This is a genomic window from Shewanella kaireitica, assembly GCF_023284045.1.
Lineage (GTDB): Bacteria > Pseudomonadota > Gammaproteobacteria > Enterobacterales > Shewanellaceae > Shewanella > Shewanella kaireitica.
Genome location: NZ_JAKIKQ010000003.1, coordinates 456401 through 477837 on the forward strand (window position 1 = coordinate 456401; position 21437 = coordinate 477837).

Genomic DNA, 21437 nt, shown 5'->3' on the forward strand with positions numbered 1-21437 from the left:
ATCCCAAGTAACATTGTAGTGGTCACTAAAAACTGTACTGATAGACGATGAACATACTCCCTTGAACTACTCAAAAAATACTGTAGCCAAACAAGTGAAATTAAAGTTAATGCCTCATTCTCCGACCCTTTTACTCGCAGTCAGTTTTATTCAAAACAATTTGGTCGTTCTCATTATTGTCGATGTTGATATGCCGGGCTTACGTGGCGTAGAGCTGACTCAAAATCTTAACCCATCCTATGGCATCCTTCCTTGTCACTGTGCACGAACAGTATACAGCCGAGGAATTTGCCTTGGATGTCTTAGGGTATCTATTAAAGCCTGTAATGTTAGGGCGTTTTCTCAAGGCTATTAATAAAGTCATATAGCGCCATAGAACGCAACAACTTACGACTCAGGACACGCCCCAAAAATATATTTTCGTCTAGGAAGGTCAATTGCGCCGCAGGATTAACAGCCCACAAATCAACCACATCCGGTCTCAAAACGACTACCTGTCAGTACATTTTTCAGCGAGTGATAGAGACCAAAATCAACTCAGCAGTAGCCTATTGCGACTCTATACTATTCAGGTCTGACCGAATTTCTTACATGTTGCCCTCCCGAGACTTTGTACTATTCCACCGCTCAAGCGTAATTAATTTAGCCAAAGTAGAATATGTCGAGAAAGAGCACTTAGTCATCGAAGGAAAAGACCTGAGTACCGATAAAACCTATCGAAGCCACTTGCTATCTTTACTTTAGCCGCTGTAGCAATAGCCTCTAAATTTTGCAACAAACTAAGCTGTAGTGCTGCTGTAATCCTTCCAGGTTTAAATGAATCGCTTGGGTTTTGTCACTACCTAAAAGCGGGATTGTACGAAACAAGCAGGCGCCAAGATTGGCAATATTGCAATCAACCAGCCTTTCCAGCCTGTAACAAAGCGAATTATCCAGCCACTGCTACAATTAACTCATATTGACATCATCCTATAGCACTCAATGTGCTGTTCTTAAAGGCGCCTAATTGACATTGAGAACCTTGAGCTTTAATCAACTACAAATTAGAGTATTTACCATCATCGTAATATTATTCACAGCGGTGATTTTCAGCTATCGCTTTTTTATTCAAATACCACAACTTGAAGCGACTATGTTAAAGCTTTCAGAAAGAGAGCTTAACAGCATGATTTTTGCTATTAAGCGGATCAATAAACCTATGGTAACCCTTAATTATGACTATGCGGTTTGGGATGAAACCTTTGAATATGTACAACAACCGACCTCTAAGCATAGTTTGCGTTATCTGGTTGAAAACTTTTTAAATGATACATTTATCCGTTTAGAGATTGACGGCGTTTTTATCTTAAATAGCCAAGCAGAATTATTATATTCAAAAGGCTTCCACCACAAAAACAAACATGATTTAACCTTTAACTTCCACCAGTTTGGTACATTTCCTGAAAATAGAGTACTCGTCGATACTCCTTATAATGGCAAAAAAGTTTTAGCTAAAACAGGAGTGGTATCAACTCAGTCAGGCCCAGCACTGTATAGCTCAACCCCAATATTATTATCAGATAAAAGTTTACCCTCTAATGGCTTTCTAGTATTCATACGCTTGATTAACCAAAAACTGATTGATGAGATCTCACAATTTACAGCAACACCAGTTGTAATGACGCCCATCAATAGTCAACAAGAAGCTAAAGGCCTTAAAGATTGGGATGCAGAAGTAAAACTGACTCAAATATTACCCTTTTCCCAAAGAGTCATTCGTAACACTAAAGGAGAGGCAATACTGAAATTGACGCTATATCATACCAATAGCCAAGCGCCATCGATTTGGGGAGTTGGCATGATTAGCTTAGTCTTCGCCATGATAGTGCTCTTAATTACTGTTTACCTTTTACTCGCAGGATTTATTATTCGCCCAGTTCAACGTCTTGCCCGAAATATCAAAGCGATGGACAAAAAACAAAAATATAAAGAGCTGCCTAAGAACTACATCATTACTGAACTTAGAAAAATATCGTTTCATTTTAACGCTCTAATGGGCACAGTACAGCGGCAAAATACTCTGCTTAGCCACCAAGTTTATGTCGATGAGTTAACGCAAATAGCCAACCGCCGTGCTTTTGAACTACACCTAGAAACACAAATTCAATTGTTAAAGCGACAAAATATCGGTTTTACGCTCATCTTGGGCGATATCGATTACTTTAAAAAATACAATGATACCTTAGGGCATTTAGCGGGGGATGAAGCATTAAAAGAGGTCGCTAAGATGTTAGAACAACACTTTAAGCGAGCTGAAGATATGTGCGCACGCTTTGGTGGAGAGGAGTTCATAATGCTCTACAGTGATATTCCATTTGCCCCGTTAGAGCGTAAATTGTCGGAAATATTACAGTCGTTACAGCATAGAGCTTTACCTCACCCAAGCTCAGAAGTCAGCGACTATATCACCGTCAGCTTTGGTGTGTGCCAAGTTCTACCTATGCCCAACCACTCTTATCAAGGTAGCAGCTTTGTGACAGGTAAACAGATTACAGAGATGGCTGATAAGGCACTTTATCAAGCGAAGGAAAACGGACGTAATCAATATTATAAGGTGACCATAATGGCTAATGATGTCACCTCTACTGATGAGGATTAACAATTAAATAAAGGACTAGTTCAGGCTTTACTGCAAGCAGCACTGCGGATGCACTTCCATTGATATAAATACCATGAAGTAGTACAAGCTATGTTAATTGCTACAGCGTGCTAGCAGTTAAACCACAAGGCAATAAGTGCAACTTGTTTTGCTTTACTTGGTTCCATACAAAGACACTGCTCCCTTTATTGCAAGTCAGTTGGCGTAGATTGAGCGCTGCATTCTAAATGGCGTTAACATTATGACTTTGCTAAATAAGCAAATAGTACTTCTGGCAACTCTTTGGTAAACTCGGCAGCAGTTAAACTGCAAGCAGTAGCTGGTGTTAACCCAGGGTAAAGTACTTTGTCCAGCAAGGTATTTATCATCATATAGACACAGATGTCGCTTGCTTGCGATTTATCGACTGCGCTGATCTCCTTGTCAAAACGCAATAAAATCGCCGATAGTTTTTGATAAACGACATCTCTATTCACCACTTTATCTGACGCTAATATTTCAGAATGAAGCCTCGAATTTAAATGCAATGTGCGAAATACACTCTCCTTTTCTAATAAAAAAACATAAGTCGCGTTAGCCATTTGCACCAAAGCATCATGTAAGCTTTGGTACTCTTCAGCTTCCATTGTGCTAACCCACACCATCAAATCATGACCAAAATCCTGATACAACAATGGCAATAGTGATTCTTTATCCTTAAAGCGACGATAGAAGGTACCCACTGAAACTCCAGCGGTATCAGCGATATCTTTAATACTAATATGTTCGAAGAATTTATCAGCTAAACAGATGTGCAATGCTTTCAATAGATTTTTCTGAGTATCTAAACTGCGCCGTTGTTTCGGCGCTAAATCACGTTCAGTGGACATACTTTAGGACATTTGAGTAAAATTTAGAGGGGCATAATAGCAGATTATCCCATGCAATAGACTAGCTACCAGACTACATAGCCTATTAACTTGCCATTAGTGTTTACGCTGTATTAGCCTGGGTGTTACAGTCAACCAATAGGTAATATGCCTAGATCTTAATAATGATAACTTATGCTTGCGGCGCCATAATTGGTGTCAGATATTTGTCCTTCGAAATGGTCGCTACCGCGCAGCGTTGAAAATAAGATCCCCCAACTCCCCCACCGCATGGCAAACCCCATACTCAATTGACCTTGCTCATTGATCAATTCAACAGAGTGGCTATCTTTGAAAGTATTACCATCAAGCGTAATATCATTTAGCACATAGCCACCATAAGCTGAAAAAAACAACATCCAGTTAAAACCTTTATCAGACATATAAGCATAGGGATTAGCACTATGCGATGCGGTTGGATTAATACTGGCGTAGGTTTCATCAAGGCCACTGCCGATCCTAAATGTTAAACCGAAGCCAGCATCAGTGCGTAAATTTCCCAGTCCAGCTTGACTGTAAAAACTCACATCTGTTGCCACATTATCTGTCAGCGCTAAGTGACCAAAGCGATGTAAGTATTCTGACTCAATGCGAAACACAGCTTCATTCTCAAGTTGGTTATCCCAACCTTGAGGATCTCTAGCATCAATAACCGCGTGAATCATACTTTGAGTTTGTTGAGCTAATGAGGCTGGACCAACGACCCCTAAATTAAGTGCAAGGCTTGTAGCGACATTGTCATCATACTGGCGTAATTTAGCTTGCCACAACAACACTCCAGCATAAGGCCTATCATCAGTAAGCAACTGATAGGTATCTAGATCTGACGGAGTAAACATGCCCTGTAAGATGGCATAACTAATGCTGTACTGCCCGTTACGGCCCTGATTGATATAACTCCAACCACTCGCAGCACGGATCCAAGCTGGCATATCAATATCGTCAAACCCCTGAACAGCAGAGTCACCCCACGCATACCCCACACCATTACTGTAACCATCATCAGTAGGCTCAATTACGCCGAAAGCATCATTTTCAAAGGTAAACTGCCCCCAGTGACTTGGCTTAAACTCTGTTTCGCTGGCAGCTGCAGCATGCCAAAAAAGCATTAAGCCACAAATGTTAAATAATAAAGTATGTTTTTGCACGCAATATCAAGGTTCTAAGGAGAGGTAGAGTAATTATAGGTGAGGCTTTATGAAGGGCGAAGTAAATAAGTCGCATTTCCTCTTATAGATCGCAGAAATGACACTAACATCGTTTCAATAGAAGTCATGATTAGAGAGTCAAAGACGAGTCAACTTCTCATCTTTTTTAAATCGAATCCCCTCTTGGGCTAACTCCACATCAATATTGCAATCTACCTGAGATTGGTCGAGTTTTTCACAGCGGTTGAGTGTCAACTCGTACTGCTCATTTGCTAAGGCAGACATGACCTCATCACAACTAAAAGATTTTTGATTTATCTCTTTAAAACATAAGCCCTGTTTGCTGGTTTCATCGCCATCTTTAGCAACTAAATAATCCCAGTCATCACCCCATGACTTAATTCTCATTGTGTACTTTTCATCGTCAGTAAATATAGTCAACTCAGGGGCAACTTTTACACCAAATTCCATCTCATTGATTGCATAAATACCAATATCACAAGCCACTGATTCCTGTTGAGTATCCGTGCTGAAGCGAGTGCTTTCGGCTGCGAGTGCAATCTGAAAAGTGAGATCTTTTTGACATGCAGATAAGCTTAGCAGTCCCACACTAATAACAAGGTATGTAGCCAGGTTCATTGCGTAATTATTCATAAGTGTAATTATTTGTATCCAATACTAACAAAGATACAGGCGATTGTTTAGCGCTACGAAGGGAAGCTAACTACAAGAAATAAGTTATTACCAAATTGCATATGCACTTTTCTAGAATGAATATTCAACCAGACCAAAAAAAGCAAACATATAAACTGATTGACAGCGACTTATTAGGATTAAATCCTTTTCAAATTAAAAGCCAATTTGCGAATAAAAGTTCACATTTCTGCAAATCCACCACTGATTAAGGGCAAAAGTGCCCTTAATCCTGCTAAAAAGCCTTATCAGCTATTGAGCGCTTACCTCTATTCGGTGCAATAATTTACCTGGTAATAAAGGGGTTTGTTGCTGAGCGGCATATTCGGCAAAGCCTGACCGATAGAAATCAGATAATGGGTGCCCTGATTGGCCGCCAGGTATGGTTAACACGCCATTTTCCTCATCGCCAGCTTGCACAATAAATCGCTGGGACGCGCCAAATGAAGCTCCCTGAACTGCTGGCATATAGCTATCACCAAAACCGTTAACGACTGGCATATCGAGCAGTGCACTTAATATCGGGATTTGTTTAGAGAAAGGATGCTGTACTTTTAATTGATTAACGTGCCCCCATGCTAAATCTTCCATATCATCGTCTTTACTGTAAGTCGCTAATAGTTGATGCTTACTTTGTCGGTAACTGCTGATCATAAACTCCGACCAATCTGCATATGGAGTCGGTAACCAAGATGCGGGTTTAGCGTCTATGAGTTGCCACATAGCAGGTTCCAAATAGCGTTTAACCGGCGACAAGCTTTGTGAAGACAGACCTAGCTGCGTTTCAAGCGGTGCAAAAGTGCTATCAATAAGTCGCTGTCGATACTGTCTTACCAACGTATATCCGACAGAATCACTACAGGCGCATGCTTGCCAATTATTTAAATAAGCGAGGTCCTTAGCAAAGCGCTTTGGCTGAGTATTTAAAAGGGTCACTAATTGCTGATGCCAAGGCGTTAAAAAACGAGCTTCATTATCTAACTGCAACTGGTAGAAATCATCGACAGAAAAGTTATTTCCAGCAAAGAGACGGTCTCGGATCTGTGAGCTGCGCGCGCCAAGCGCATAGCCACCGTCTCCTAGCACTTCATGTTGCTTTGTTGATACTACGCGGGAATTACCAGACCACAATCGATGGCTTTGTGGATTAATCATTTCTGGTAACCCTGCATGATCAATAAGCCAGTTATCGGCTTGATACTCTGACTCCTTAATTGCAACATCACTTGGATTTGTTCTTGATGGGAAAGCACCTGCAGGTTTCCAAGCTGCATTACCTGCAGTATCAATTAGCATCATGTTTTGAATTGGGATCCCCATGCTATTAGCTATGGTTATCGCTTGCTGCACGTCTTTTACTTTATCGAGTTCAACCAAAGACATATCTACCGCATAATCCCGATGCCCGACCCAAGACAATGCATAATGCTGTGCTAATGCTCCTTTCACGGGTCCATACTCAGACATCAGTATCTTATATTCAACGGAAGAATCAGGCAGTAAAATCTGTTCATTTTCGAATGTCAGATCTGAACTATTGTCAATTTCAATCCAATCAGCAGTATCAATGTAGGCGTTGGTAAAACCCCAAGCCACATGACCGTTACTGCCAACCACTATGGCTGGAGCCCCCGGCAGTGATACGCCAGTAATACTGATATCCTCATCACTTTGAGAGTAATTAAGCTGTGCACGGTACCAAATGATAGGCACAGCAAAAGATAAGTGCATATCATCAGAGAGCATTGCCTTACCATTTTCGGTTAGCTCTCCCGTTACCGCCCAATTATTACTGCCGATATCCAATGTTTCTGTTATCGGTTTGGTTTTAGCCTGAGCGACATACTGAGGTGATATCAATGGGATCACTGGTTGCTGCAAATCAATTAAGCTGCCATCGAGCGCTGCTTGATAGCGGCTAGGCTGAGTAATAAAGTCCAGCATCTGCTCGCCAAATATCGATTTAATATAGGTAAGAGTTAGGTCGCGCTTGATAGTATTGCCCTGCAGATCTAAATACATACTGTAGATCACTAACAGACTATCGGCTGGTTCCCAAGGTCTTGGCTTTGCGCCAGTAACGAGATATTCAAAGCTACTTATTGCTTGGGTATCAACAGCATCATTAACCCCTTGAGCGTAACTTTTCAAAAGCGCTAAATGATCCTTTGATAATGTAGCAACAATACCATTGGCTCGCTTTCTTAATTGGTGAAAACGACGGCTTTTGTCCAACAGCAAAGCCTTCTCTCCAAATATCTCTGATAACTCACCCGCAGAATTTCGCCTCAGCAGATCCATTTGAAAAAAGCGATCTTGTCCGTGGGCATATCCTAATCCGTAAGCAGCATCTTGGCGGCTATCAGCCGTCACCACGGCCGTGCCTAAGCGATCTCGTTCAATAGTGATGTCATTACTTATGGCGTCACTATTAATCGATGCATCAAGTTTAGGCAAGCTCATAAACAGTAATAAGTATATTGAAACTGCAGATACGAACACTATGGACAGTAGCGTTACGACCGATATTTTTACTATTTTTATCATTTACTTACCTGTAATAACTTTGACAAAATTCCTATTTATCAATCATCATAAACTGGGTTGCTAATTTGTTAAACACTCTTTTTAATTATTCAAAAGCTAGTTTGACTCATTAAACCGCGACAGCGCTCTACTCGATATGGCAAAATCATCCGCAACATAAAAAAGTAAAGTTAAACCATGGCAAAACCCAATAAAAAAGGGCCAACGCAAACTGTTGAGATATTTTGTGCTAAATGCAGAGCCATCCTCTTTAAGTACCGAAAAGGCGGCAAAGGCGCATTAGTAAAATGCTTTAAAGAACGTATTGTCACCGACTACACTACGACGGCTTGTAGTTGCCCAAAGTGCGGCCAGATATTTGCCAGAGATACACTCATTCGCGGTGCTCCGGCCTATAAATTTGTCGGCGGTAAGGTCAGCATGAAATAGCCGCTATGTATAAGAACAATATCACCCGATTATAGCTACATACTGTTATAATCTATTGCAGCGACCGTGATAACTCGGCGCTAAAACCTGCAATACGCAATATCACAACTGATAACTGAGACTCACCATGCCGTTTTCTAAGCTTGGATTAAGCAATCCAATCGTTACCGCAGTAACCGAACAAGGTTACACCAGCCCTACTCCAATCCAAGCGAAGAGCATTCCGGTGATCTTAAGCGGGCGAAACTTGATCGCCGCAGCGCAAACAGGCACAGGTAAAACGGCAAGCTTTGTATTACCTATCCTGCAGCTCCTTAGTCAATCGCAGACCCAACGTAAAAAGCGAATTAGAGCATTAATCTTGACGCCCACTCGCGAGCTTGCCGTGCAGGTTGAAGCCAACATTGCGCTTTACGGTAAACATTTAGCACTGACTTCAATGGCAATGTATGGTGGCGTAGATGCCAAGCCACAACGCCAGCGTCTGTTAGATGGGGTCGACATATTAGTCGCTACACCAGGTCGTCTGCTGGACATGTATACCCAACGAGCGATTCATTTTGATGAGTTAGATATTCTGGTGCTTGATGAAGCCGATAGAATGCTCGATATGGGCTTTATCGAAGACATCGATAAGATCATGGATAAGCTGCCAGCAGACAGACAAAGCTTACTCTTTTCAGCGACCCTATCACATCAAGTGAAAGCCTTAGCCAAAACAGCGATTGATAAGCCTGTTGAAATATCAGTTATCGCCAATACTGATTCCAAGCCTAAAATTGAACAATGGCTAACCACAGTAGATAAAGATAAAAAATCGGCGTTATTGAGCCACCTGATTAAGGAAAACAATTGGCAGCAGGCGCTGATCTTTATTGAAACTAAACAAGGTGCGGCAAAGCTTGTAAGCCAACTCGAAAAGCGTGGCATTTCTGCCGAGTGTATCCATGGTGGTAGAAGCCAAGAGGTTAGAGAAAATATCCTTTCAGACTTTAAGGCTGGAGAAATTGGATTATTAATAGCCACTGGCGTTGCAGCTCGAGGTCTCGATATCGATGAATTACCTTTAGTCATTAACTATGATCTCCCCTACCCCGCTGATGACTATATCCACCGCATTGGTCGAACTGGCCGCGCTGGAGCCAATGGTGAAGCGGTATCTTTAGTTTCTAAAGATGATTTTAAAAACTTATGCATGATTGAAAGTCGCCTAGGCCACCTGCTTGAAAGAAGGGAGATAGAAGGTTTTGCTCCTCGAAAAGAGGTACCGATATCAGTCTTGAACTTTAAGCCTAAATTTAAAAAGATGACAGAGAACAGCAAGGATAGCGAACAGTCCAAATCCAAATCTAGCTTAGGCTCTTCATCATCTAAGAAGCGCAATGATAATAAAGGCGCTAGCAACCGCTCCAAAAATAACCTTCGCGATAGCAGTAATAAGCTACCTCCTAACCCTTGGAACACATAAACACATCATCAAGGCCGCTTTTTTAAGCGGCTTTTTAAAAAGGTTCACTCCATGTTCAAAGGCATTCATTTCAAATGGATCTTTTGTCTTTCAAATAAAGCCTGTTAACGCCAACACAACACCGTATCTTTATCTTTTTTAATATGTTGGCGACCATGTTAAATAGTACTCTCTTACATATCCCTACAAAGGGCCAATAAGCAGCGCTGAACTAGCCGAAAAAGATCAGTGAAGCTTATTATATTTAAACTAATATTAGTAATACTAATCAGTATAAGAAGTTGGTCTACACAGAGTGTTTTTGCCGAACTAATTCAAGACGGATAAATGACACAATGGTTATTCCATTATGAGTTTATTCGTTGCAGAAGTCGGAAGCCAGAAACACTCAGAAAGCACTATTCAAGGATCATAGTTAATGAGTCATCTTCGTATTAAGCTTGTTGTCGTCATTGCGCTAACTATCTTGATTTTAGGGTTTATATTCTACCCGCAAGATAAATTCGCCCCGATGAAAAAAGGTGCAGTCATTGTATTACCGGTCAAGTCAGCTTTAACGACTCAATCAGGGCTGTGGCAACAATATGCACAACAGGAATCCCTCATAGCCCTGCTACACCAATCTAATACCTACCCCATACTTCAAGTTGAAGATGTGATTAATTTATTGGCGCAAAATACTAGCTACATTGAAGATACTCGACCGCTGAAACTGTCGCAATTACTGACTCAGTCAGGTGCAGCTTTAGTCGCAGAAACAACCTTATCTAAAGAGAATGGTAGCTACCATCTTAACTATCACCTTTACGGCCCAAACCTTCAACAAGCTGGACAAGTTAGCGCTGAAGATATGAGGTCACTTTACCTAGATTTTGCCAAACTAATTAACCAAAAAACCGGCGCGGCAGTCAGTGCTAAAAATATAACTAGTACATACTTTTTTGATAACCAGTTACTGATTTTAGCGCTGCAGCAGCTGCAATATAGTGAGCTAGACAACGCTGAAGTACTGCTAGATGAGCTATTAGTGGCTGAAGAAAATAACCTCATAGCACAAAGACAAAAAGCCGAAATACGGCTTAAAAAAGGCGACTACTCCAAAACCGATAAGTTAGTCAACACTGGGTTAATACAGGCTAATTCAATCAATAACCGCCGAGAATCAGCGAGACTCGGCTTAACTCTTTCTAAAAGTTACATTGAGCAAGCAGAGTTAACGCGAGCACTTTCAACCTTATCGCTGAGTCGCACCCATGCGGCAAACTCCCAAGATTGGCTATATCTGGCATATATTGCGGCGTGGGCAGGTTACGTCAACCAACGCCTCGGCCGCTATGACACTGCAAGCCAACAATACCTGTTATCTGTGGACTACCATAAAATGGTCGGAGATCAAGCTGGACAAGTGATTGGACTAAATAACTTAGCGCGGCTGGCATTAATAGAATATAACTATTCGGCAGCTTATAAATACGTCAAGCAGTCAGTAGATATTGTCACCCAAAAACAGCTTACTAAACTAAAAGATGAAACAATGTTGCTACTGAGCAAAGTTGAGAATAAGCAACAATGAATTGCTAAAACGGTGTGAGCGGCTAACTAATCATTAGCCATTAGCCGCACACAATTAATTACTTAAGTTCTAATGCCTATTAAAAAGATCCATTGCACTTGCGCTCATAGCTCTTACACCCGTTTTGATCGTTATTGGATAATCGGGAGCGAACTTGCTTGAGTGTAATGAAGGTAAACTGTTTCCCTTATCTAAACTCACTTGATAAGCGTTAGGTTCGACCGCACCCAACCAGAAAATAGTGATCGGACGCTTTTCTGCAGTAAGACCATATAAACCAAAATCTTCACCGGCCATAACGGGTTCAGACTTTAGAACATTGTCGGCACCAAGCTCTTTTTCAATGCTCCCTTTTACATTCATAGCCAAAGTCGGGTCATTATAAGTTGAAGGGATCCGCTCCTCTTCGTGAACATAAACCACTGGCATCCGTTCATCGGGAACGCCAGCACTCATCGCAATCCCTCGAGTTAAGCGCTTAAGTGCGTCGATTTGCTGCAAACGCACATCAGGATTATAGGATCGTAGTGTAAGCTGCAGCTTAACTTCATCTGAAATAATATTGTGTTTAGAACCGCCATGAATTGAGCCCACTGTCATCACGTTTGGCTCCAGTGGTGAGATCTCACGACTAGAAATAGTTTGCAGCGCCAACACCATACGCGATGCTAGAACAACAGGATCTTTAGTCGAATGAGGATAAGCACCATGGCCCCCTTTGCCTTTCACTGTTATATCTACGGAGTCGACATTTGCCAACGCATATCCTGGCGCTATGGCGACTTTTCCCGCAGGCAGCGCTGCACTGACATGCAGCCCTAGCACGTAATCAGGTGTAGGAAATTGGCTAAACAATCCTTGCTTCAGCATCGCTTTTGCACCGCCGCCGACCTCTTCTGCCGGTTGTGCCACCATCATCAATGTGCCTTTCCAATCTGCTTTATGATTAATCATCTGCTCTGCCGTACCAATCAGACTCGTCATATGAATATCATGGCCACATCCGTGCATAATCCCTACAGTGTTATTGCTGGCGTCCGTAGTCGTTACTTTTGACGCATATGGTTTACCGGTCTCTTCAGTAATAGGCAATCCATCGGTATCGGCTCGGATCATCACTGTTGGACCGTCACCATTTTTAAAGATACCAACAACACCATAACCACCAAACTGCTCTGTTACATCAAACCCTAGTGCCGATAATTCCTTTGCCATTCGTGCACTGGTGGCTTTTTCTTGATATGACAGCTCAGGATTTTTATGCAGGTGCAGATAGAGTTGTTCAAGTTCTGGCATCGAACGTTCGACAGAGCTGTTTAAGCTTGTAACGGCTGCTACCACACTCAATGGAGCCGTAAGGGTACATAGCAAGCCCAAAGCAATAGGTGTTTTAAAGCGAATTTTCATAACGATGCTTTCCCTTTCAAGTTGTAACTGAAAGGTTAAACTAACATAACTCTTAGGCGGAGAATATGTTTACTCTTCAGCTAAAAATGACTCATCATATTGCGATAGTGACGGCTCTAATATAGATTCATCAAGCTAAAAAAAATGCAGCCACTGGCTGCATTATTGAGTGAAACTATCGCTATAAACGATAGGTTAACGACAGCTTAGCGTTACGCTCCTCTCCTGGCATACCGCCTAGGAACATCGCTTTGCTGTAATACTCTTCGTTGAAGAGGTTATTTACATTCAACTGTACTTTCCACTGTTCAGCATCATAACTAATCGCTGAATCGAGTACTGTATAGCTAGGCACGTAGCCGTCTGGGATCCCAAATGAGCTGGAGTTAGTACTACGATCATCAACAAATTTAGCACCTAAGCTTATGTTTAGTGGGTTGGCAAGAGAGAACCAATCCGCACCATAAGTCACCCAGGCACTGGCTGTCACGTAAGGCACACCTTTTTGACGAGTATCGTAGCTGCTTCTATTCGGGTCTTTTTTATCTCGTGCATCTTGATAAACGCCGTTTAGATTAACCATCCATTGCTCATTGATATGTGCATTTAAATCAAGTTCAACACCAGTGGTTTCCTCTTTACCGTTATAAAAGCTCTTCGCCGTTCCTGGAGCAGAAACACCCTCTTCATAATCTGGGTTTCCATACTCTAGGTTAGTTCGGGCACTTTTAAAGAAGACTAAAGACATCAACATTTGATCGTCAAACGCTTTATAGCGAATACCGATGTCGTCACTTACAGACTCTGAGTCAGCACGGTCATCGCCCGTCCCTTCAATACCACCGAGAATACTATAGGCAGTACGCCCTTTTGAATGATTGACAAACAGTGATAAATCATCGGTTGGCATATAAGTTACCCCTAAATTGTAGGTAACTCCATTATCAGTGGTATCAGCTTCCGCTCTAGGTTCAGCTCTACTTGCGGAGTAACGTGGATCAACACCCAAGTGTTGGTACGACTGCTTAATTTCATTAAATGCCACACCAATACGGGTGGTAAAGCCATAACCCAAGTATCCAACATGTTGTAGACCTACGCCCCAAGCACTGACCTTTTTATTGTAATTACTGGTCATTAATGGATCGTGATCTTCAAAGCTTCCATCAGCCCAGTTAGGATTGCGAATATCATAAATATAAGGCAACGAGCCTTGGTAAACGACATCGCCAGCTTTGTTTTTAATCACTTTGTCAGCGTCGTAAATGGAGTATTGCTTAAATGCAATATCTCTATCTTCGAAGTTAGCATTTACCAATAATTCGTTATCAATCTCGCCAATTTGGAAGTCGTAACGCAGATCAGCAAAGTACTGCCATGATTTTTCATCAGCTTCAACCTTACGATATTCCTGACGACGTGCCGCAAATGGGTACAGTACGCCATCCTCAACTAAAGGTGCTCGTGGGTCTTCATTGATCTTTCCACGTCTGTCCCAATAAACGTAGTTGTAAGCACCAGTTTGACGCGCAAAGCCTGACGTATAGTTACGGTATTGCAGTTGTTGGTTTAAGAATAGATTGTCGTTGAAATAGATATTATGAGTTAACTTAAAACGTAATTCTTCACCTTCATTATCTTTTGCCATCGGTGAGATAATGCCAGCATGACCAAATGCATAGGGGGTTTGCCCATCGCTACTCGAAAGCGAGTTTGCAAGTTGCTGTCGCTGTTCATCAGTAAGTTGCAAACCCGCATTATTGGGATCATTAATTAGGTCTTCCCAGCTGACTTCGCCTGCGCCTTTACCACCCACAGATTCAGCGTTAAAGATTCGAATAGGGTGACCAATTGAATCTACGGCAATCGCATCCTTGATATAACTAGCGGACAGCATTAGATCTTGCGTATCACTCATTACATACTTCAAAGAGGTATAAATTTCATCTCTATCAGTACCAATATCACGGTAGCCATCGCTACGGGCGGTCTTAGCCACAACTCGATAAGCTAAGTTATCGCTAATACCGGCAGTGCTATCAACAGAGAGTGAATAACTGTTCCATTGCCCTACTTCAGCAGTGAACTCATTTAAAGATTCAAATTGCGGTTTTTTCTCAATAAGGTTGATTACACCGCCAGCACTCCCCATACCATACAGACCCGTAGCAGGGCCCTTTAGAACCTCTACCGATTCAACATTGGTAAGAGAGCGAGTTGGATTAAAGGTATTTCCAAGACCAGCACCACCATACATACCGTCATAGGTGTAGTTTGCACCTAAACCACGAATAACTAAATTATCACCAATGCCATAGTTGTTACCCGCTTGTGTAACACCACTAATATTACGCACTAAATCTTGCAGGTTATCGACGCCTTGGGCTTGAATTAGCTCTTCGTCGACAATCACGACTGCCGCTGGAGTTTCCATTAATGACATATCTGACTTAGTTGCTAAACCTGAATTCATCACAACTTGGTTTTGCCTACCGTAAACGGTGATCCGTTCAATAGAACTCGCTTCAGCAGTTTCTGCCGCGTAAATCGTTGCAGGTAAATATGTCGTAGCGCATGCAATTGCTAACAAAGAATAGCGAAAATGTTTCATCCAATAACCCCACTTAAGTATTATGCGGCGTGATGATAACGATTATCATTAACAAAACAACAAGTGTTACAACTACTGATACACCATTAAAATTAACTTACTATTGATTTTATTAGATTTTTACCGAAAACCTTACAATGTAAATTATGAAGATAAGACAAAGTCAGTGATAGAGATCACACTTAAACCTTGGCTAGCTAGCTGTTCGAGAAAGGGTATCGCACTAATTTGCATGACAAAAATCATACAATCGAGTGCTCAAGGAGTTAACGGGATTGCATAAAACCTAACCCGTTAAAAAAATAGACCTCATCCTATGACAATGGTCTATTTACTTTAAGAAGCGTTAACTTTTTCTTATCAGAAGAAGATTACTGCTGGATGTTGCCTGCAAAACTTAACAAGGTAGTCGATCAATCGATCGTATAAATCGTCATTAATATAAGGCAGCTCTTCGACATACACTCGGCTATCGAGCTCTGTTGGCAAGATAAAACAAGATAACCTAGCTAAATCTGCAGCTATCTGTTTTTTATCGGTGTCAGATAACCAGTGTGCAAGCATGGATTGGCCCAAGAAGGCCTCTTTTAAGAATGCTATAAGTGCGTCAAAAGTTTTATCCCAATTGAGGTTACTGTTGTTTTGTGCCTCCCAAGACAGTAGTTCAATGGCACGAATAATCTCACCTTGCAATGTCGTCGCGGAGCCAACTTGAGGTACTAGCTGCTCCCAGATCCACAAAGCAACATCATGACTATCGCCCGCCAAATTAACCTCTACTGGCACAGAACCACTTAAGGGTATTGAATTAACCACTGCTGTAGAGACTGACTGATAACTCATAGAATAGACAATTAACTGGCTGTTAAGATGCCTAATTTTCCAATGTGGCGGCGAATATATCAATAGTTAATTCTCAATCCACTTATTATCATTATGATTGGCGACGAGCTAAATTTCTACGTGAAAGTCCCAACGCCAATAGCACCAATATCCCCCACAGCGACATGCTTCCACCATGCTCAGTCTCTATCACAATATACTCATCATCCCAGTAGCTGCTTTCTAACGGTAAGGCATAGAGGCTATCGAAATCATTTGAACTGACAGTTGCCACAACATCACCGTATCCCACTTCATAAAGATCGATAAGTACATCGTAATGATCTGTTGTAAATCCGGACTCCAGTGTGGTTAATACTTCATAATCGTCATCGGTAGCATCGCCGAAAATATTGAATATATCAGTGGTATAGTAGTGCTCCCACGGTCCACCATTACGGCTTAAATATAGCTCTGCAAACACATTGGCTGTTTCATTGATATAGGCGCCACTAACATCTGCGTCAAAAGTGACGCTAAAAGTTTGATAAAAGCCATCATAGTCGTTATCAACAAATAGACGACTGTAAGCATCGTAGATATAAAAATCACGGTAAACGCTATTAGCGTATAACGCGGGCGAAGCCGAAACTTGTCGTTGACTCTCCCCTTTAAGCGCATTATCGATGTGACTTTGTATCACCTGTTCTCTGCTTTTCTTGTCAGGTATTTTATTCGTATTCTCAAAACTCAGTCTTTTCAACAGATCCTGCTGTTGCAATGTTAGCTCAGCCTCTACTCTTGCATTGCTGTTAAGCTCTTTTTCTATCTTATAACCCGCTGAGGTGCTCCGAATCTGCCCAAGATTTTCAGCGGCCACCGCAGCAGGCAGTAAAACACCTAGAAGAAGCACAAACAGGGGTAATCGTTTGGATTGGCATATTAGTTGACTCATCATTACCTCGAAAAGTTTATTAAGTTTCGCTTATTAAAGGCCAATCAAAATGAACACAAGCTGAACGTTAAAATTAGCTACTTAGGTCAGGTCACTCCCTCTTTGGCATTCAGGTTGGGTTCATCTTACAAACGCTATATCTACAAATTGAATCACGATACTTAACTTCCTCCATATATTGGTAAGGAGTGTTGACTCATGGGAAAGTGATGGACTTAACTCGAATTGGTATAATGACTAATCTAGCGGGATCTTTTAAACTGATAACATCTCAACTCTTTGGTGCCCTTAATGAAAGCTGTTTTACTGTTGATATTAATACCGCTTGCTCTATTAGGTTCTGCGTCTGCTAATGCTAGCGGCCATTACCTCACTATATCGGTAGTTTCTATGGCGATGGCAGCAAACCATACTGAAAAATCCCTTAAAGTCGGCAGTTCACAGCAAGCAGCACAACTCGTTAAAAGCCGCTACTCAGGTAAGATCCTAAAAGTGCAGTCCGCCCGTGTAAACGGCAACCCAGGCTATCGAGTCAAACTGCTTTCTAAAGATGGAGTCGTTTTTCACGTATCCGTAGACGCCAAAACCGGCAGTATCCGTCGTAATTAGCGACGACTTACAAGGACTGACTATGAGACTTTTACTCGTTGAAGATGATCTCGCACTACAAAGTAACCTTAAGCAGCATTTACTTGCAGCCAACTATACTGTCGACACTGCAGATGACGGTGAAATCGGTCTATTTCAAGGTAAAGAGTACAATTATGATGCGGCGATTATTGATGTTGGACTGCCAAAACTTGATGGTATCGCCCTGATCACCGAGCTTAGAGCGCTAAGCATAGAGTTTCCTATCCTTATCTTAACTGCTCGCGATAGCTGGCAAGATAAAGTAGAAGGGTTAGATGCTGGCGCCGATGATTACCTCACGAAACCCTTTCATCCTGAAGAGTTAGTTGCTCGGCTAAAAGCACTCATACGCCGCTCTGCAGGGAAGGCTAGTCCAGTCATTAATAATGGGCCTTTCTCATTGAATACCAGCAGTTTAGAGCTGACTAAAAATGGCGAACTAATTAGCTTAAGCGGCTCAGAATACAAGTTGCTGGAATACTTTATGCTGCATATTGGCGAGGTAAAATCAAAGACCGTCCTCACAGAGCATATCTATGATCAAGATTTTGACCTCGACTCCAACGTCATTGAAGTATTTATTCGCCGCTTACGTAAGAAATTAGATGCGGATAATCAACTTGGACTGATTGAAACACTCCGAGGTCAAGGATACCGTTTAATAAAACTTGCGCCACTTAATCAACCCGATAAGCCGTCGTAGCATGTTTTCTGTATCGCGCTTAGCAACAATGCACTCACTAAAAGCCAGACTGATCGTGAGTGCGTTACTGCTTATTTTGATTTTGATGCCGCTCATCGGTTTCGGCCTCAATGATGCGTTTAAGCAGCAGGTAAAGAGCGCTTCGCTGAATGAATTGAAAGCCTATGTTTATGCTGTTTTAGCGGTAACTGAAGTCAATCGAGACGGCATCATCATGCCTGAAGTGCTGTTGGAGAACCAATTTAACGTCATTCAATCTGGCCTTTATGCAGTAATTACTACTTCAAAATCACCAGATAAAACAGCCAAGAATAACGAAAACTTTGATGCGAAATTTGTAGAAAAGCCCAAAAGCACAGCCACAAGTAGCCACTTGCCTCCCCTAAACCAAGTACAACATATCGCTTGGCAATCGAACTCTTTATTGGGTATTGAATTACCAAAGACATTACCCACACCAGTAAAAGGAATGGGGCAACTTAGCGAAGTGAAACTGAATGGACAACCACACTTAATTTACAGTTTTAGTGTCAGTTTCGAGCTACCCGCACTCAATAGTAAAGATGGCCAACAGTCAGATAACCGCTTTCCAATCACTATCCATATCATTAAAGATCAAACAGAGTTTCAACAACAAGTCAGTCAATTTACCCAACAACTGTGGCGCTGGTTAATGATCCTTTTGGGGTTATTAGTCGTGATACAGATAGCTTGGCTGTGGTGGACCTTAAAGCCATTATCCAGCTTAGAAACCGAGCTTAGCGCGATAGAAAATGGCAAAGCGAACCAACTAACACGCCAGTATCCGACAGAACTTCAAGCTGTGGCGCAGCAACTTAACACCTTATTGAATACCGAACAAAATCAGCGAAAACGCTATCGAAATGCACTTGCAGATCTTGCCCACAGCCTCAAAACACCGTTAGCTGTCATACAAAGTCAGGTCGATTTAAGTGCAGAGTCATTTGAACAAGTCAGCCATATCAATCGGATTATTGGCCACCAATTAAAACGTGCTCAGTCCGCTGCGGGCAGTGCTTGGCACTTAGGTGTGCCAGTTGTTGAAGTGTCAGATAAATTGGTTCGAAATCTACCTAAAATATACAACCAACCGCTAATAGTTATTGAGGAGTCTGTTAAACGAGATGCCATCTTTAAGGGCGACCAAGCAGATCTTTCAGAGATATTAGGTAACTTACTCGATAATGCCTGTAAAGCGGCCAAGGGCAAGGTTCTATTGAGTGTCACTCACAATGCTGAATCACTGATAATCCAAGTCGAGGACGATGGCAATGGCATAGATGAGTCGCTGCAAACACAAATATTTGAACGTGGTATTAGAGCTGACTCCTATAAGTTGGGACACGGCATCGGGCTTGCCATCGTGCGAGATTTAGTTGATAGCTACCACGGGCAATTATCCATAGGCCGGTCAGAATTATTAGGCGGAGCTTGTTTTACCCTAATTTTCAAATACTAACACTCACTCCCTACAGCTCTATTAAAGCAGAACACATCCGAATTCGAGCTATTTTTGGCTTTCAGCTTATGTTCATCTTCGCCTCTTTATAATCTGCTTATCGTCAATATTCGATAGGAGAGCATATGAACATATTCAAACAATGCTGTTGCTTGTCTCTGGTTATTATGTTGCAGTGGTTAACTCCAGCAAGCGCATACGCTGAAGATTATGAAAGCGCTCAACAGACTCAGCTCAATGAGGGAGAGCTTGCACAGATGTTAGCGCCGATTGCGCTGTATCCAGACAGTCTGCTGACACATATCTTAATCGCTGCCACCTACCCATTAGAAGTTGTTGAAGCCCAACGTTGGCAACAACAAAATCAACAACTCAGTACCGAGAAGCAAGTCTCGAACGCCCAGAGCATGCAATGGGACCCAAGCGTTATCGCGCTGATTGCATTTCCGACCGTGCTACAAAAACTCAGTGAAGACCTGCAGTGGACACAATCACTCGGCGATGCTTTCTTGCAAAATGAAGCACAGGTGCTAGCCAGTATTCAAGCCCTGCGCCATAAAGCAGACAACGCCAACAACCTCAATGATATGGAGAACATGCAGGTAACACGGGTCAATAATCAAATTGTGATTGAACCGGTTAGAAAAGAGATTGTTTACGTGCCCTACTATGACCCTAGAGTCATCTATGGAAACTGGTATTGGTATAACTATCCGCCAGTATACTGGGCTATGTACCCTGGCTATGTGCGACCTAGACATGGTCATTTTTACTGGCATACAGGCGTCCACATCAGCTTCAATTACTATTTCAGTGCGTTTCACTGGCATAAGCATCATGTCGTGGTAGTGCATCATAAGAACTCGCATCATTATCGTCATCGCGGACGAATTGTCACTAGCCATGGTGCTAAACGCTGGGCTCACAAGCCACAACACAGACGAGGAGTCGCCTATAGCAATAACGCTTTAAGGCATAAATACAAGAGTCATAACCCAAGCCGTGCCTACAGCAAAACACTTAGGACTCAAAAAACCTATAAAGTGAATAAAAGCCGTGAGATGCAGTTTGCTAAAAATTTAAAGCAACAGCCCAAAGTGCGCAACGTTCACTACGGTAACAGCAAGGTGGTGAAGAGCCATCAGCCAGTTAAAAGCCATCAGCCAGTTAAAAGCCATCAGCGAGTTAACAGTCATCAATCAGTTAAAAGCCAGCAGCGGGTTAAAAGCCATCAATCAGTTAAAAGCCATCAGCAAGCAAATAGCCGTCAGCCAGTGAAGAGTCATCAACAGGCAAAGAGCCATCAGCGAGTTAACAGTCATCAACCACAGAAAAGCTACAGACAAGCAAAGAGTCACAAGCCAGCCAACAGCCATAAAGGAAGTAATCACAAACAAAGAAGAGACTAGGCAAGATTCACACTCC

The 21437-nt window shown here is 42.0% G+C and carries 16 protein-coding genes; 8 read left to right on the forward strand and 8 right to left on the reverse strand.

What is annotated here, in order from left to right; translation table 11 throughout:
- The first annotated feature begins 1006 nt into the window (after nucleotides 1–1006).
- Complete coding sequence (locus tag L2730_RS06845) at nucleotides 1007–2638, forward strand: sensor domain-containing diguanylate cyclase (protein ID WP_248973904.1); 1632 nt, start codon at nucleotides 1007–1009, stop codon at nucleotides 2636–2638.
- A gap of 239 nt (nucleotides 2639–2877) precedes the next feature.
- Here the strand turns inward: L2730_RS06845 and L2730_RS06850 are convergent, their stop codons facing one another.
- From L2730_RS06850 to L2730_RS06865, 4 genes are all read right to left on the reverse strand, one after another.
- Nucleotides 2878–3507, reverse strand: coding sequence for a TetR/AcrR family transcriptional regulator (locus tag L2730_RS06850; protein WP_248973905.1), 630 nt, complete (start codon nucleotides 3505–3507; stop codon nucleotides 2878–2880).
- Nucleotides 3508–3665: 158 nt separating this feature from the next.
- Nucleotides 3666–4655 carry a lipid A deacylase LpxR family protein gene (locus L2730_RS06855; protein ID WP_248973906.1) on the reverse strand — a complete coding sequence of 330 codons (990 nt, stop codon included), beginning with the start codon at nucleotides 4653–4655 and terminating at the stop codon, nucleotides 3666–3668.
- A 177-nt stretch (nucleotides 4656–4832) separates the two neighbouring features.
- A complete protein-coding gene (locus L2730_RS06860) occupies nucleotides 4833–5333 on the reverse strand; it encodes a hypothetical protein (RefSeq protein WP_248973907.1) in 501 nt (166 codons plus the stop codon).
- Between the two features lie 306 nt (nucleotides 5334–5639).
- A complete protein-coding gene (locus L2730_RS06865; RefSeq protein WP_248973908.1) occupies nucleotides 5640–7934 on the reverse strand; it encodes a penicillin acylase family protein in 2295 nt (764 codons plus the stop codon).
- Nucleotides 7935–8111: 177 nt separating this feature from the next.
- Here L2730_RS06865 and L2730_RS06870 point away from each other — a divergent pair, with 177 nt between their 5' ends.
- The 3 genes from L2730_RS06870 to L2730_RS06880 all read left to right on the forward strand — a co-directional run bounded on the left by L2730_RS06870 (nucleotide 8112) and on the right by L2730_RS06880 (nucleotide 11404).
- Nucleotides 8112–8363, forward strand: coding sequence for a hypothetical protein (locus L2730_RS06870; protein ID WP_248973909.1), 252 nt, complete (start codon nucleotides 8112–8114; stop codon nucleotides 8361–8363).
- A gap of 127 nt (nucleotides 8364–8490) precedes the next feature.
- Entirely contained in the window at nucleotides 8491–9831 is a 1341-nt protein-coding gene (locus L2730_RS06875; protein ID WP_248973910.1) for a DEAD/DEAH box helicase, read from the forward strand.
- A 418-nt stretch (nucleotides 9832–10249) separates the two neighbouring features.
- Complete coding sequence (locus tag L2730_RS06880) at nucleotides 10250–11404, forward strand: hypothetical protein (RefSeq protein ID WP_248973911.1); 1155 nt, start codon at nucleotides 10250–10252, stop codon at nucleotides 11402–11404.
- Between the two features lie 69 nt (nucleotides 11405–11473).
- Here L2730_RS06880 and L2730_RS06885 read toward each other — a convergent pair whose 3' ends face one another.
- The 4 genes from L2730_RS06885 to L2730_RS06900 form a co-directional block, all read right to left on the reverse strand.
- Nucleotides 11474–12811, reverse strand: a complete 1338-nt coding sequence (locus L2730_RS06885; protein WP_248973912.1) for a M20 metallopeptidase family protein — start codon at nucleotides 12809–12811, stop codon at nucleotides 11474–11476.
- A 181-nt stretch (nucleotides 12812–12992) separates the two neighbouring features.
- Nucleotides 12993–15422, reverse strand: coding sequence for a TonB-dependent receptor (locus tag L2730_RS06890; RefSeq protein ID WP_248973913.1), 2430 nt, complete (start codon nucleotides 15420–15422; stop codon nucleotides 12993–12995).
- A gap of 360 nt (nucleotides 15423–15782) precedes the next feature.
- Nucleotides 15783–16265, reverse strand: a complete 483-nt coding sequence (locus tag L2730_RS06895; RefSeq protein WP_248973914.1) for a hypothetical protein — start codon at nucleotides 16263–16265, stop codon at nucleotides 15783–15785.
- A 91-nt stretch (nucleotides 16266–16356) separates the two neighbouring features.
- Complete coding sequence (locus tag L2730_RS06900) at nucleotides 16357–17202, reverse strand: choice-of-anchor H family protein (RefSeq protein ID WP_248973915.1); 846 nt, start codon at nucleotides 17200–17202, stop codon at nucleotides 16357–16359.
- 288 nt (nucleotides 17203–17490) lie between these two features.
- On the opposite strand from L2730_RS06900, the gene L2730_RS06905 reads away from it, so the two are divergent.
- The 4 genes from L2730_RS06905 to L2730_RS06920 all read left to right on the forward strand — a co-directional run bounded on the left by L2730_RS06905 (nucleotide 17491) and on the right by L2730_RS06920 (nucleotide 21421).
- The gene (locus L2730_RS06905) at nucleotides 17491–17808 is read left to right on the forward strand and encodes a PepSY domain-containing protein (protein ID WP_248973916.1); all 318 of its coding nucleotides are present in this window, start codon (nucleotides 17491–17493) and stop codon (nucleotides 17806–17808) included.
- Between the two features lie 22 nt (nucleotides 17809–17830).
- Nucleotides 17831–18532, forward strand: a complete 702-nt coding sequence (locus L2730_RS06910; protein ID WP_248973917.1) for a response regulator transcription factor — start codon at nucleotides 17831–17833, stop codon at nucleotides 18530–18532.
- Nucleotide 18533: 1 nt separating this feature from the next.
- On the forward strand, nucleotides 18534–20012 hold the full coding sequence (locus L2730_RS06915; protein ID WP_248973918.1) for an ATP-binding protein: 1479 nt from the start codon (nucleotides 18534–18536) through the stop codon (nucleotides 20010–20012).
- A gap of 125 nt (nucleotides 20013–20137) precedes the next feature.
- The gene (locus tag L2730_RS06920) at nucleotides 20138–21421 is read left to right on the forward strand and encodes a DUF3300 domain-containing protein (protein ID WP_248973919.1); all 1284 of its coding nucleotides are present in this window, start codon (nucleotides 20138–20140) and stop codon (nucleotides 21419–21421) included.
- Nucleotides 21422–21437: the final 16 nt, after the last annotated feature.